The organism is Streptomyces glaucosporus, assembly GCF_039533345.1.
Classification (GTDB): Bacteria; Actinomycetota; Actinomycetes; order Streptomycetales; family Streptomycetaceae; genus Streptomyces; species Streptomyces glaucosporus.
Window position 1 is genome coordinate 128,301 of the sequence record NZ_BAAATJ010000010.1, and the last position, 13,908, is coordinate 142,208.

Below are 13,908 nucleotides of genomic sequence, written 5' to 3' on the forward strand. Positions count from 1 at the left end.
GGAACGCGACGCCGTGTTCGGCTCCGCGTTTCCCGTCGCTACCACCCGAGCCGCCGGTCATCCCCGCCGGGGCTTGCAGGTTCCGGATCCTTCGTGGGCGGGGCCGAAGCCGTTTCCATCGTTCCGAGAGGTTGTTCGTGTCGGCCAGCACATCCCGTACGCTCCCTGCGGAGATCGCCGAGTCCGCGTCTGTGATGGCGCTCATTGAGCGGGGAAAGGCCGAGGGGCAGATCGCCGGCGACGATGTGCGTCGGGCCTTCGAGGCTGACCAGATTCCACCCACCCAGTGGAAGAGCGTCCTGCGTAGCCTCAACCAGATCCTCGACGAGGAGGGTGTGACGCTCATGGTGAGTGCCGCAGAGGCCCCCAAGCGCACCCGGAAGAGCGTCGCAGCGAAGACCCCGGCCAAGCGCACCGCCACCAGGACGGTCGCCGCGAGGAAGACCACCGTCAGGAAGACCGCCGCCACCAAGGTGGAGAGCCCGGTCGAGGACGTGGAGGAAGCCGCGGAGGAGGCCTCGGCCAAGCCCGCCAAGAAGGCCGTGGCGAAGAAGGCCACGGCGAAGAAGACCACCGCCAAGAAGGCCGTGGCGAAGAAGGCCACGGCGAAGACCGCCGCCAAGAAGTCGGACGTCGACGACCTGCTCGACGACGAGGAACTCATCGACGAGCCTCCGCTCAAGGGCGGCAAGGCCGCCGACGACCCCGCGGTCGACGCCAAGGGCGAGAACGAGGGATTCGTCCTGTCCGACGAGGACGAGGACGACGCCCCGGCCCAGCAGGTCGCCGCCGCGGGCGCCACCGCGGACCCGGTCAAGGACTACCTCAAGCAGATCGGCAAGGTCCCCCTGCTCAACGCCGAGCAGGAGGTCGAGCTGGCCAAGCGGATCGAGGCCGGACTCTTCGCCGAGGACAAGCTCGCCAACAGCGACAAGCTCGCTCCCAAGCTCAAGCGCGAGCTGGAGATCATCGCCGAGGACGGGCGCCGGGCCAAGAACCACCTCCTGGAGGCCAACCTCCGTCTGGTGGTCTCCCTCGCCAAGCGCTACACCGGTCGCGGCATGCTCTTCCTGGACCTGATCCAGGAGGGCAACCTGGGCCTCATCCGCGCCGTCGAGAAGTTCGACTACACGAAGGGCTACAAGTTCTCGACCTACGCGACCTGGTGGATCCGCCAGGCCATCACCCGCGCGATGGCCGACCAGGCCCGCACCATCCGCATTCCGGTGCACATGGTCGAGGTGATCAACAAGCTCGCGCGCGTCCAGCGCCAGATGCTCCAGGACCTGGGCCGCGAGCCCACCCCGGAGGAGCTGGCCAAGGAGCTCGACATGACCCCGGAGAAGGTCGTCGAGGTCCAGAAGTACGGTCGCGAGCCGATCTCCCTGCACACCCCGCTGGGCGAGGACGGCGACAGCGAGTTCGGTGACCTCATCGAGGACTCCGAGGCGGTCGTGCCGGCCGACGCGGTGAGCTTCACGCTCCTCCAGGAGCAGCTCCACTCCGTTCTCGACACGCTCAGCGAGCGCGAGGCGGGCGTGGTCTCGATGCGCTTCGGGCTCACCGACGGCCAGCCCAAGACGCTGGACGAGATCGGCAAGGTGTACGGCGTGACCCGCGAGCGGATCCGCCAGATCGAGTCCAAGACGATGTCGAAGCTGCGACACCCGTCCCGCTCCCAGGTGCTGCGGGACTACCTGGACTGATCCGCGTCCCGGCTGCTGTGCATGGCGAAGGCCGGTACCCCACATGGGGTACCGGCCTTCGCCATGCACAGCAGCCGGGGTTCCTCGGGATGCGGATACCGCTCGCATGGCCCACGCTGGATGGGACGGGATGGTTGTACGGTCAGGGAGGCCCCGTGGATCTGTTCCGGCAGGGGCTGCCCTGACAGGGACGGACGCACGGCTGCGCGCGGGCCGTCACAGAAGCGCCCGGAGCGGGACGGCGAGGGGCCGCCCGGCTGATGTGCGCTCCGCCCGCCCGGTCGGGAGTGCGCCGGGAGTGTGCGGAGTGCGGATACGGAATGAAGCGGGAGGACGTTGCGTCAGGAGCGGAGGAGCCGCTCGAGGCGGAAATCCGCGGAGGCGGCAGGGAGAGGCGGTTCCGTCCCGTGCCCGGGGGCCCCTCGCGGGGCGGAGTGGCATGGGTACGGGCGGTCACTCCCGGCGAGAGTGACCGCCCGTCGCGTCCGGCCTTGTGCCGGTCCGAGCTCGTCGGATGGGGACGCGGGTGCCGCCGGGTCTGCCGTCAGTGCTCGCCGTCGGTCTCGCTCGCGGAGGTGGTGTTGAGCCGCTCCGTCTCGTCCTGTATCTCCGCGGCGATCTTCTTGAGCTCCGGCTGGAACTTGCGGCCGTGGTGGGCGCAGAACAGCAGCTCTCCACCGCTGGCGAGCACAACACGCAGGTATGCCTGGGCGCCGCAGCGATCGCAGCGGTCAGCGGCCGTCAGCGGGCTCGCGGGGGTCAGAACAGTAGTCACGTCGCCTCTTCTCTAGCTCGACGAGCTGTCGTACCAGGGTCAACATCCAACCAGGCCGAAAACGTTCCCGCTCGTGGCTTTTCCTCGAAAATCTCTGTGTGAGGTGGCTGACATGTTGCCGGGTTGGCGGCGAATGAGCCGTTTACAGAGATGTGTTGATCCTTGCCGTCTTGCGTTGTCTGTTCGGTTTTCTCCTCCGGAGCCGGTCTCCCGGTCTGTTCCTGAGGACGTGCCCGGAGCCTAGATGGTTCATGCCCGGAAGGGAACGTGATGTACACGTCACCCGAACGAGTTATCGAACACGTTGTCGACGCTGGGTTACCATGGGCCTTCTCCTGGGTGGCATCACCTCGGCTCTCCTGAGCCTCGGTACCCTCTGACCCGCAAGACAGCCATCCCCAGCGAAATTCAGCGAGGAGCGAACCGCGTGACCGCCGAGACTCCCCTGGCCTCCGGCAGGGGGACCCCCATGCCGTCCACCGCCCTGCTGACGGGGGCGGACCGCGACGGCTCCAGCTACACCGCGCGGCACCTGCTCGTCCTCGAAGGGCTGGAGGCGGTGCGCAAGCGGCCCGGCATGTACATCGGGTCCACCGACAGCCGCGGCCTCATGCACTGCCTCTGGGAGATCATCGACAACTCCGTCGACGAGGCCCTCGGAGGTTACTGCGACCACATCGAGGTGATCCTCCACGAGGACGGCTCGGTCGAGGTGCGGGACAACGGCCGCGGCATCCCCGTCGACGTCGAGCCCAAGACGGGGCTGTCGGGCGTCGAGGTCGTGATGACCAAGCTGCACGCCGGCGGAAAGTTCGGAGGCGGCTCGTACGCCGCCTCCGGCGGTCTGCACGGCGTCGGCGCGTCCGTCGTCAACGCCCTGTCCGCCCGTCTCGACGTCGAGGTCGACCGAGGCGGACGCACCCACTTCATGAGCTTCCGGCGCGGTGTTCCCGGGATCTTCACCGAGCCCGGCCCGGACGCCCCCTTCGATCCGGCGAGCGGTCTGCGCAAGGGCAAGAAGGTTCCCAAGGACCGGACCGGGACCCGGGTCCGGTACTGGGCCGACCGGCAGATCTTCCTCAAGGACGCCAGGTTCTCCCTGGAGAACCTGCACGCCCGCGCACGCCAGACGGCCTTCCTCGTGCCCGGCCTGACCATCGTCGTCCGCGACGAGCGCGGAATCGACGGTGCCCCGCCCGCCGAGGAGGTCTTCCACTACGAGGGCGGCATCAGCGAGTTCTGCGAGTACCTCGCCCAGGACAGGCCGATCTGCGACGTGCTGCGCCTCACCGGGCAGGGCACCTTCAAGGAGACCGTCCCGGTCCTGGACGAGCGCGGCCACATGATCCCCACCGAGGTCACTCGTGACCTGGGCGTCGACATCGCGCTGCGGTGGGGGACGGGGTACGAGAGCACGGTCAGGTCGTTCGTCAACATCATCGCCACGCCGAAGGGCGGCACCCACGTCGCCGGCTTCGAGCGGGCGCTCACCCGGACCGTGAACGAGGTGCTGCGCTCCGCCAAGCTGCTGCGCGTGGCGGAGGACGACATCGTCAAGGACGACGCCCTGGAGGGTCTGACGGCGGTCGTCACCGTACGGCTGGCCGAGCCCCAGTTCGAGGGGCAGACCAAGGAGGTGCTGGGCACCTCGGCGGCCTCCAGGATCGTCGCCCAGGTCGTCGCCAAGGAGCTGAAGGCGTTCCTGACCTCCACCAAGCGCGACGCCAAGCAGCAGGCCCGCGCGGTGCTGGAGAAGGTCGTGGCCGCGGCCCGCACCCGCATCGCCGCCCGCCAGCACAAGGAGGCCCAGCGCCGCAAGACCGCGCTGGAGTCCTCCTCGCTCCCGGCCAAGCTCGCCGACTGCCGCAGTGACGACGTGGAGCGCAGCGAGCTGTTCATCGTCGAGGGCGACTCGGCGCTGGGCACCGCCAAGCTCGCCCGGAACTCCGAGTTCCAGGCGCTGCTGCCGATCCGGGGCAAGATCCTCAACGTCCAGAAGTCGTCCGTCTCCGACATGCTGAAGAACGCCGAGTGCGGGGCGATCATCCAGGTCATAGGGGCGGGATCCGGCCGGACCTTCGACATCGACCAGGCGCGCTACGGCAAGGTGATCTTCCTCGCCGACGCCGACGTCGACGGGGCGCACATCCGCTGCCTGCTGCTGACGCTCTTCCAGCGGTACATGCGGCCGATGGTCGAGCAGGGCCGGGTCTTCTCGGCGGTTCCGCCGCTGCACCGGATCGAGCTGGTCAACCCCAAGCGGGGGCAGAGCAAGTACATCTACACGTACTCCGACAACGAGCTGCGCCAGACGCTGCTGGAGCTGGAGAGCCGCGGCATCCGCTACAAGGACTCCGTCCAGCGCTACAAGGGCCTGGGCGAGATGGACGCCGACCAGCTCGCGGAGACGACGATGGATCCGCGCCACCGCACCCTGCGGCGCATCAACATCAGCGACCTGGAGGCCGCCGAGAGGACCTTCGACCTGCTGATGGGCAACGAGGTCGCGCCGCGCAAGGAGTTCATCACCACCTCGGCGGCGACGATGGACCGCTCCCGGATCGACATCTGACGGCCCCGGCCGCCCGCGCCGTCCCCGCTCCCGGAGCCGCCCGGAGCGGGGACGGCGTCTTCCTGCGGTCCGGGTTCCCGGTTCCCGGGGCACCCCCTGAAAGGGTGAGAAGCCCTGATTGCCCCGGCATGGGTGTCGCGAATCCGGCCATCCTGGGGCATGCGGATCGACGACCCCTGGTACGACGCCTTCGCCTCCGGCCGGGACGGGAGGCCCGAGGATCCCGCGGGGACCGTCCCGGAGCGGCCCGGCGCCGGGCCGGAGGACCGCACCGGCGCCCGCGCGGCCCCCTCGGGCCGGACGGCGCGCCGTCGGCGCCGCTTCGCGCTGCCCGCCGCCGTGGCCTTCCTCGTCTGGTGCCCGGCGTACGCGGTCACCGCCACCGCCGCGCCGGACCTGATGGGCCGCCCTCTGGGTGGCGGACCGCTCACGGTGGGGTTCCTCGCCGGACTCGCGCAGTTCTCCGCGGTGTCCCTGCTGGCCCGGGCGTACGTCCGGCACACCCGCCCGCGCCGGCGCGTCGGGGACCCGTCCGGCGAGTCGGGTGGCGGGCGGAGCGGAGCGGTCCGGTGACCGCCTTCCCCCCGGCCGGGCTTCATCGGGAGCCGGCCGGACGTCCCTCCTGCCTCCTGGGCCCTCCGGCCGGCGCCCGGAGGGCTCGCCGGCTCACCGCGGTGCGATCGACGTGACCGTCATCCGGGGCTGAGGGGCGGGGGAGGTTCCGCAACTGGCGGGCAGGGGCGGCACGGCGGTGTCCTCGGCGACCGTGACGCGCCAGGAGCGGCCGTCGAGGTGGTCCACCGTGACGGTCCACTCCGGAGCGGTGCCCTCGGTGCGGGAGACCGTCAGGGCGTCGGCCCCCGCCTCGCCCGTCAGCCCGCGGACCGCCAGATCGGCCGCCTGCCCCGGGCGCTCCCACGCCGACCGGCCGCGGCAGCCCGTGGTGACGACACGGCCGCGGCGCACGCCGTCCAGGACGTCCTTGACGGCGTGGCCGCCCAGCCGGCCGTAGGTGTAGCCGTGGGGCAGGGTCAGCAGAGTGGGGGCGAAGCGGTGGCCGCCGAGGTGGGTGATCTCCCAGACCTCACCGGCGTCGGAGGCGGCGAGCTCGGCCGCCAGCGGGCGGCCGAGCAGGGCGCAGCAGCGGTCGCGCCTGCCGTTGGTGCACACCAGCGCGAGGGGGTCGCCGGCGTACGGCTCCCACAGACCGCCGTGGTCCCCCTCGCCGAGGGCCGTCATGTCCAGGTCGCGCAGCGCCTCCGGATCGGGAAGCACACAGGTGCGCACCCAGGAGCGGCCGGGGAGGGTGTGGGCGAGATAGACCCGGTGGTGGGAGGGGCCGTGGCGGTCCGGGTGGCGGCCCGGGCGGCGGATCAGCGCGATCCGCACCCCGGTGCCCTTGGCGGCCCGCTCCAGCGCGCGGCCGAGGTCCGGATCGAGGTGGCTGTGGGAGACGGCCTTGGCGCCCCACGGCCCGGGCTGCTCGACGAGCAGCCAGGTCCGGGCCGTCGCGGCGGTGGCCGCGAGGGGTTCGGACAGGGCCTGGGAAGCGGCCGAGCAGGTACTCACACAGGCGAGCCTAATCTCCGCGGTGCCCGGCGTTCTCCCCGACCACCTTGCCGGCGCCGGGCGGTCGGCTACGATCGGCAGCCGTCCCGCAGGACTGCCACCCGCACGCACCCGCACGCACCCGCACGATGGAGGCGCGAGCTTGGTCACGAAGAGGATCCCGGTCGTCGTCCTGGCGGGGTTCCTGGGCTCGGGGAAGACCACCCTGCTCAACCATCTCCTCTCCCACAGCGGGGGAACCCGCATCGGGGTGGTCGTCAACGACTTCGGCAGCATCGAGATCGACGCCATGGCGGTGGCGGGACAGGTCGACTCGATGGTCTCCCTGGGCAACGGCTGTCTGTGCTGCGCCGTCGACACCGACGACCTGGACGAGATGCTGGCCCGGCTCACCCGTCCCTCGGCACGCATCGACGTCATCGTCGTCGAGGCCAGCGGTCTGGCCGAGCCGGAGACACTGGTCCGGATGATCCTCGCCGGCACCGACGAGCGCGCCGTCTACGGCGGGCTGGTGGAGGTCGTCGACGCGGCGGAGTTCGAGGCCACCCGGGCCGCGCATCCGGAGATCGAACGGCACCTCGCCCTGGCCGATCTGGTGGTGCTCAACAAGGCCGACCGCGTCGGAGAGGACGAGCTGGAGGCCCTGGGGGGCGAACTGCGGCGGCTGGGCCGGGGCGCGCCCGTCGTCACCGCCGTCCACGGGCGCGTCGACCCGGAACTGCTCTTCGACCGGCGCCCCCGGCAGGAGGAGACGCGGGCCGTACGGCAGCTCTCCTTCGAGGACGTGTGGGCCGAGCTGCGGGAGCAGGAGGACGGCGGGCACGGCGCCCACTTCCACACGGCCTACGAGAGCGTGGAGTTCACCACCGACCGGCCCGTGGACCCGCGCCGGCTCATGGAGTTCCTCGACGGCAGGCCCGAGGGCCTCTACCGCATCAAGGGCTTCGTGCACTTCGGCGTGCCCGGACACCGGCAGAAGTTCACCGTCCACGCGGTCGGCCGCTTCCTGCGCTTCACACCCGGGCCGTGGGGACGCGACGAGCCGCGCGTGACGCGGCTGGTGCTGATCGGCTCGGGCATCGACGCCGGAGCCGTCCGCGGGGAACTGGCGGCCTGCGAGAGGACCGGCTCCCCCGAGGAGGCCGGCCCCGACAGCATGTGGGGCGTCCTGCGCTACACGCGCCCCTGAGGCCGCCCCCGGCCCCCCGGTACCGCGGAGCCCCCGCCGCGCACCGCGGCGGGGGCTCCGGGAAACCGGTGAGGCCGGTGAGGCCGGTGCCGTCACACCGGACCGGCGACCGCCGAGACCTGCTTGGCCAGCGGGATGCCCGAGCCGTCGCGGCGCGGGTCCGCCTCGGGCAGCTCGACCGGTGAGCCCTTGGCGTCCGCCGCGCGGGCGGGGGCGGCACCGGCCCAGGCGAACGTGAGGCAGTCCTCGCCCTTGAGGAAGCGCTGGCAGCGCACCCCGCCCGTCGCCCGGCCCTTGCGCGGGTACTGGTCGAACGGTGTCAGCTTGGCCGTGCCCAGCGAGTCGAGCAGGGTGCCGCGCGAGCCCGCGACCGTGAAGACCACCGCGTCGGAGGCGGGGTCGACGGCGGTGAAGGAGATCACCTTCGCGCCCTGGCCCAGCTTGACGCCCGCCACACCGCCCGCCGGGCGGCCCTGCGGCCGCACCTGCCCGGCCGGGAAGCGCAGCAGCTGCGCCTCGTCGGTGATGAAGACCAGGTCCTCCTCGCCGGTGCGCAGCTCCACCGCGCCGACGATCCGGTCGCCCTCCTTGAGGGTGATGACCTCCAGCTCGTCCTTGTTGGCGGGGTAGTCCGGCACCACCCGCTTCACCACGCCCTGCTCGGTGCCCAGCGCCAGGCCGGGGGAGGACTCGTCCAGCGTGGTGAGGCAGACCAGTTCCTCGCCCTCCTTCAGGGAGAGGAACTCGGTGAACCGCGCGCCGCCCGCCAGGTTCGGCGGGGAGTTCTCCGGGAGCTGGGGCAGGTCGACGACGGACAGCCGCAGCAGGCGGCCCAGGGAGGTCACCGCGCCCACCTCGCCCCGGGCCGTGGCGGGAACGGCCGAGACGATCACGTCGTGCTTGCGGCGCTTGGCGGAGGAGTCGAGGACGGGCTCGCCGCCCGCGGTGCGGGCCAGCAGACCGGTGGAGGACAGCAGCACCCGGCACGGGTCGTCCGCGACCTGGAGCGGGACGGCCGCCGCCGGGACGTCCGCCGACTCCAGCAGCTGGGTGCGGCGCGGGGTGCCGTACTTCTTGGCGACCGCGGCCAGCTCCGAGGAGACCAGCTTCCGCAGGGCGGCGTCGGACTCCAGGATGGTGGTCAGCTCGTCGATCTCGGCCTTCAGCCGGTCGCGCTCGGCCTCCAGCTCCAGCCGGTCGAACTTGGTCAGGCGGCGCAGCGGGGTGTCGAGGATGTACTGCGTCTGGACGTCGGACAGGCCGAACCGCTCGATCAGCCGCTCCTTGGCCTGCGCGGCGTTCTCGCTGGACCGGATGATCCTGATGACCTCGTCGATGTCGACCAGCGCCACCAGCAGGCCCTCGACCAGGTGCAGCCGGTCCCGCCGCTTGCCGCGCCGGAACTCGCTGCGCCGCCGCACCACGGAGAAGCGGTGGTCGACGTAGACCTCCAGCAGCTCCTTCAGGCCCAGAGTCAGCGGCTGGCCGTCGACCAGGGCCACGTTGTTGATGCCGAAGGACTCCTCCATCGGCGTGAGCTTGTAGAGCTGCTCCAGCACGGCCTCGGGGTTGAAGCCGTTCTTGATCTCGATGACCAGGCGCAGCCCGTGCTGGCGGTCGGTGAGGTCCTTGACGTCGGCGATGCCCTGGATCTTCTTCCCGTTGACCAGGTCCTTGATCTTGGAGACGACCTTCTCCGGGCCGACGTTGAAGGGCAGTTCGGTGACGACCAGGCCCTTGCGCCGCGCGGTCACGTTCTCCACGGACACCGTGGCGCGGATCTTGAAGGTGCCGCGGCCCTTGGTGTACGCGTCCCTGATCCCGTCCAGCCCGACGATCCGGCCGCCGGTGGGCAGGTCCGGGCCGGGCACGAAACGCATCAGCGTCTCCAGGTCCGCGCCGGGGTACCTGATCAGGTGCCGGGCGGCGGCGATCACCTCGCCCAGGTTGTGCGGGGGCATGTTGGTGGCCATGCCGACCGCGATGCCCGAGGCGCCGTTGACCAGCAGGTTCGGGTAGGCGGACGGGAGGACGGCGGGCTCGGACTCGCTGCCGTCGTAGTTGGGCGCGAAGTCGACGGTCTCCTCGTCGATGGACTCCACCATCAGCCCGGCCGCCGGGGTGGAGCGGCACTCGGTGTACCGCATCGCGGCGGGCGGGTCGTCGTTGCCCAGGGAGCCGAAGTTGCCGTGCCCGTCCACCAGCGGCAGCCGCATCGAGAACGGCTGCGCCATGCGCACCAGCGCGTCGTAGATGGCGCTGTCGCCGTGCGGGTGGAGTTTGCCCATCACCTCGCCGACGACGCGTGCGCACTTGACGAACGGGCGCTCGGGCCGCAGCCCCATCTCGTGCATCTGGTACAGGATCCGCCGGTGGACCGGCTTCAGGCCGTCGCGCGCGTCGGGCAGGGCGCGGGAGTAGATGACGGAGTAGGCGTACTCCAGGAAGGAGCCCTGCATCTCGTCGACGACGTCGATGTCGAGGATGCGCTCCTCGAACTCTTCCCCGGGGGGCGGGGTCTTCGTGCTGCGGCGGGCCATCGCGGCTGCGACTCCTTCTTGCGTACTGCTTCTCGCTGGTGCGGGCTGTGCCGGCTCCCGCCGGGCGGGGCGCGGACGGTGACCATTGTGGACCTCGGCACCGACAGCCGGATCCCCGCCCCGAACCGTACGGGAACTTCGCGCTTTGTCGGGCCGCTTGCATACAGTGACCACACACGCGTTGTGAGAACGCGGTCCGCGATCGCGATCGAAGGGACTCCCTGCCCATGGCTCACACGGCCACGCCCCCGCCCACCGCCGGCGGCCTGACAGCGACCGAGCACCGCCTGTCCAACGGCCTGCGCGTGGTGCTCTCCGAGGACCACCTGACGCCGGTCGCCGCGGTGTGCCTCTGGTACGACGTCGGCTCCCGCCACGAGGTCGAGGGCCGCACCGGTCTGGCGCACCTCTTCGAGCACCTGATGTTCCAGGGGTCGGCCCAGGTGAAGGGGAACGGCCACTTCGAGCTCGTGCAGAGCGCCGGCGGCTCGCTCAACGGAACCACCAGCTTCGAGCGCACCAACTACTTCGAGACCATGCCCGCCCACCAGCTGGAGCTGGCGCTGTGGCTGGAGGCCGACCGCATGGGCTCGCTGCTGGCCGCCCTGGACGAGGAGTCCATGGAGAACCAGCGCGACGTGGTGAAGAACGAACGACGCCAGCGGTACGACAACGTGCCCTACGGCACGGCCTTCGAGAAGCTGACGGCGATGGTCTACCCCGAGGGCCACCCGTACCACCACACCCCCATCGGCTCCATGGCCGACCTGGACGCCGCCTCCCTGGAGGACGCGCGGGACTTCTTCCGCACCTACTACGCGCCGAACAACGCCGTGCTGGCGGTCGTCGGCGACATCGACCCCGAGCAGACGCTCGCCTGGGTCGAGAAGTACTTCGGCTCCATCCCCTCCCACGACGCCAAGCGGCCGCCGCGCGACGGCACGCTGCCGGACGTCATCGGCGAGGAGATCAAGCAGGTCGTGCGGGAGGAGGTGCCCTCCAGGGCGCTGATGGCCGCCTACCGGCTGCCGCACGACGGCACCCGCGAGGCGGACGCCGCCGACCTGGCGCTGACCGTGCTCGGCGGCGGCGAGTCCTCCCGCCTGCACAACCGCCTGGTCCGCCGCGACCGCACCGCCGTCACCGCGGGCTTCGGCATGCTGCGGCTGGCGGGCGCGCCCTCGATGGGCTGGCTGGACGTGAAGACCTCCGGCGACGCCGAGATCGCCGACATCGAGCGGGCCGTCGACGAGGAGCTGGCCCGCTTCGCAGCCGAGGGGCCCACGCCCGAGGAGATGGAGCGTGCCCAGGCCCTGCTGGAGCGCGAGTGGCTGGACCGGCTGGCCACGGTCGGCGGCCGTGCCGACGAACTGTGCCGGTACGCCGTGCTGTTCGGCGACCCCCAGCTCGCCCTGACCGCGGTGGAGCGCGTGCTGCAGGTCACCGCCGACGAGGTCCGCGAGGTGGCCGCGGCCCGGCTGCGCCCCGACAACCGCGCGGTGCTGGTCTACGAGCCCACCGAGGCGACCGCCCCCGACACCGCGGCCGACGTCGCCGACGGTGCCACCGTCTCCGACACCGACGACGACCAGGAGGCCGCCCAGTGAGCGACGCCGCTGCCCAGTCCCCCGACCAGTCCGAGAAGAAGTCCGAGCACCCGGAGAACGGCGTCTCGATGGAGTTCCACCCCCAGCCCAGCGGCGGGCAGCCCAAGCCGTGGGCGTTTCCGGCCCCCGAGCGCGGCGAGCTGTCCAACGGCCTGACCGTGCTGCGCTGCCACCGCCCCGGGCAGAAGGTCGTCGCCGTCGAGGTCAGCCTCCGGGCGCCGCTGGACGCCGAGCCCCGGGAGCTGGAGGGTGTGGCCGCGATCATGGCCCGCGCGTTCAGCGAGGGCACCGACCGGCACAGCGCCGAGGAGTTCTCCGCCGAGCTGGAGCGCTGCGGCGCCACCCTGGACGCGCACGCCGACCATCCCGGGGTGCGGGTCTCCCTGGAGGTCCCGGCCTCCCGGCTGGACAAGGCACTCGGCCTGCTCGCCGACGCGCTGCGTGCCCCGGCCTTTCCGGAGAGCGAGGTCGAGCGGCTGGTGCGCAACCGGCTGGACGAGATCCCGCACGAGCTGGCCAACCCCGCCCGCCGGGCGGCCATCGCGCTCTCCGGCGAGCTGTTCCCGGGCGCCTCCCGGCTCTCCCGTCCCCGCCAGGGCGCCCAGGAGACCATCGAGCGCATCGACGCCGCGGCCGTGCGCTCCTTCTACGAGACGCACGTGCGGCCCTCGGCCGCCACGGCCGTGGTGGTCGGCGACTTCACCGGGGTGGACCTGGACAAGTCGCTCGCCGACACCCTCGGCGCCTGGACCGGTACCTCCGCGGAGCCCCTGCGGGTGCCGCCGATCACGGCCGACGACACGGGCCGGGTGGTCATCGTCGACCGTCCCGGCTCGGTGCAGACCCAGCTCCTCATCGGCCGGGTCGGCCCGGACCGGCACGACCGCGTCTGGCCCGCCCAGGTGCTCGGCACGTACTGCCTGGGCGGCACGCTCACCTCCCGCCTGGACCGGGTGCTGCGCGAGGAGAAGGGCTACACCTACGGCGTGCGCGCCTTCGCCCAGGTGCTGCGGTCGGCCCCGGACGGCACCGGCGCCTCCCTGCTGGCGATCAACGGCTCGGTGGCCACCGATGTGACGGGGCCCGCACTGGCCGACCTGTGGCAGGTGCTGCGCACCCTGGCCGAGGAGGGCCTCACCGACGCGGAGCGGGACGCGGCCGTGCAGAACCTGGTGGGTGTCGCCCCGCTGCGGTACGAGACGGCGGCGGCCGTGGCCGACACCCTCGCCGATCAGGTGGAGCAGCACCTGCCCGACGACTACCAGGCGCAGCTCTACGCCCGCCTCGCCGAGACCGGCACCGTGGAGGCGACGGCGGCGGTCGTCGCCGCCTTCCCGGCCGACCGCCTGGTGACGGTCCTGGTGGGGGACGCGTCACAGATCGCCGGCCCGGTGCGGGACCTGGGGATCGGAGAGGTGACGGTCGTCACCGACTGAGGGGGAGCCGGACGATCCGGTGGTGACGGCCGTCACGGCCCGGAAGGGGTCGCGGCGCGCCCGGGGTGACGGCCGTCACGGGTTCAAGAGGGCCGCGGCACACCGGAGGTGACGGCCGCCACATCGGGGAAGTGGCGGCCGTCACGTTCGGGCGGCCGGCAAGTCCCCTCAGGACCGGGGCCCTTGGTGTGCTTGTCATATCAAGGGCCTTTGTCATGGGCGGATTGGCGCTTCCGGTGGAAGCGGGATGTGGCATGAGATACAAAATGCCCGATTTGTTTGCTTGCTCAAGCGTGGCCGTTTAGCTTCGAATCCGTTGGCCGTCAGAAGCGCCCACGTCCGTGGCCGCCGGCCTGCGCATCGCCGAGTCCCCCGTCTGGGGGAGCCGGGGACCCACCCTCCGCCTCCAGCGCGCGAGGGGTATCCCACCGGGGTGAATCGAGCCGAGTGCTCGTAGGAGACCTTCCTGCTCCGAACCCGTCAGCTAACCCGGTAGGCGACACGGAAGGAAAGG

Annotated in this window: 9 protein-coding genes and 1 riboswitch; of the genes, 6 read left to right on the forward strand and 3 right to left on the reverse strand. The window is 71.5% G+C overall.

What is annotated here, in order from left to right; translation table 11 throughout:
* The first annotated feature begins 137 nt into the window (after positions 1-137).
* Positions 138-1,706 carry an RNA polymerase sigma factor gene (locus ABD358_RS13420; RefSeq protein WP_344631186.1) on the forward strand — a complete coding sequence of 523 codons (1,569 nt, stop codon included), beginning with the start codon at positions 138-140 and terminating at the stop codon, positions 1,704-1,706.
* A gap of 544 nt (positions 1,707-2,250) precedes the next feature.
* Here ABD358_RS13420 and ABD358_RS13425 read toward each other — a convergent pair.
* Positions 2,251-2,481: a DUF7455 domain-containing protein gene (locus ABD358_RS13425; protein ID WP_344631187.1), complete on the reverse strand. Its 231-nt coding sequence runs from the start codon at positions 2,479-2,481 to the stop codon at positions 2,251-2,253.
* Positions 2,482-2,950: 469 nt separating this feature from the next.
* Between ABD358_RS13425 and ABD358_RS13430 the strand changes: the two genes are divergently transcribed.
* Together ABD358_RS13430 and ABD358_RS13435 are read left to right on the forward strand one after the other, a co-directional pair.
* Complete coding sequence (locus tag ABD358_RS13430; RefSeq protein WP_344631242.1) at positions 2,951-5,053, forward strand: DNA gyrase/topoisomerase IV subunit B; 2,103 nt, start codon at positions 2,951-2,953, stop codon at positions 5,051-5,053.
* Between the two features lie 159 nt (positions 5,054-5,212).
* Positions 5,213-5,626: a DUF485 domain-containing protein gene (locus ABD358_RS13435; protein WP_344631188.1), complete on the forward strand. Its 414-nt coding sequence runs from the start codon at positions 5,213-5,215 to the stop codon at positions 5,624-5,626.
* A gap of 93 nt (positions 5,627-5,719) precedes the next feature.
* Here ABD358_RS13435 and ABD358_RS13440 read toward each other — a convergent pair whose 3' ends face one another.
* Positions 5,720-6,622, reverse strand: coding sequence for a ferredoxin family protein (locus tag ABD358_RS13440; RefSeq protein WP_344631189.1), 903 nt, complete (start codon positions 6,620-6,622; stop codon positions 5,720-5,722).
* A 142-nt stretch (positions 6,623-6,764) separates the two neighbouring features.
* On the opposite strand from ABD358_RS13440, the gene ABD358_RS13445 reads away from it, so the two are divergent.
* Positions 6,765-7,811: a CobW family GTP-binding protein gene (locus tag ABD358_RS13445; protein WP_344631190.1), complete on the forward strand. Its 1,047-nt coding sequence runs from the start codon at positions 6,765-6,767 to the stop codon at positions 7,809-7,811.
* 92 nt (positions 7,812-7,903) lie between these two features.
* Here ABD358_RS13445 and ABD358_RS13450 read toward each other — a convergent pair whose 3' ends face one another.
* Positions 7,904-10,351 carry a DNA gyrase/topoisomerase IV subunit A gene (locus tag ABD358_RS13450; protein WP_344631191.1) on the reverse strand — a complete coding sequence of 816 codons (2,448 nt, stop codon included), beginning with the start codon at positions 10,349-10,351 and terminating at the stop codon, positions 7,904-7,906.
* Between the two features lie 227 nt (positions 10,352-10,578).
* On the opposite strand from ABD358_RS13450, the gene ABD358_RS13455 reads away from it, so the two are divergent.
* Positions 10,579-11,958: a M16 family metallopeptidase gene (locus ABD358_RS13455; protein ID WP_344631192.1), complete on the forward strand. Its 1,380-nt coding sequence runs from the start codon at positions 10,579-10,581 to the stop codon at positions 11,956-11,958.
* A 68-nt stretch (positions 11,959-12,026) separates the two neighbouring features.
* On the forward strand, positions 12,027-13,394 hold the full coding sequence (locus ABD358_RS13460; protein ID WP_344631243.1) for a M16 family metallopeptidase: 1,368 nt from the start codon (positions 12,027-12,029) through the stop codon (positions 13,392-13,394).
* 351 nt (positions 13,395-13,745) lie between these two features.
* Positions 13,746-13,908, forward strand: a riboswitch (cyclic di-AMP (ydaO/yuaA leader).

Excerpts from the sequence above, each read along its gene's own strand:
- ABD358_RS13430 (WP_344631242.1), top strand. The coding sequence starts at position 2,951 with ATGCCGTCCACCGCCCTGCTGACGGGGGCGGACCGCGACGGCTCCAGC.
- ABD358_RS13455 (WP_344631192.1), top strand. The coding sequence starts at position 10,579 with ATGGCTCACACGGCCACGCCCCCGCCCACCGCCGGCGGCCTGACAGCG.
- ABD358_RS13435 (WP_344631188.1), top strand. The coding sequence starts at position 5,213 with ATGCGGATCGACGACCCCTGGTACGACGCCTTCGCCTCCGGCCGGGAC.
- ABD358_RS13450 (WP_344631191.1), bottom strand. The coding sequence starts at position 10,351 with ATGGCCCGCCGCAGCACGAAGACCCCGCCCCCCGGGGAAGAGTTCGAG.
- ABD358_RS13460 (WP_344631243.1), top strand. The coding sequence starts at position 12,027 with ATGGAGTTCCACCCCCAGCCCAGCGGCGGGCAGCCCAAGCCGTGGGCG.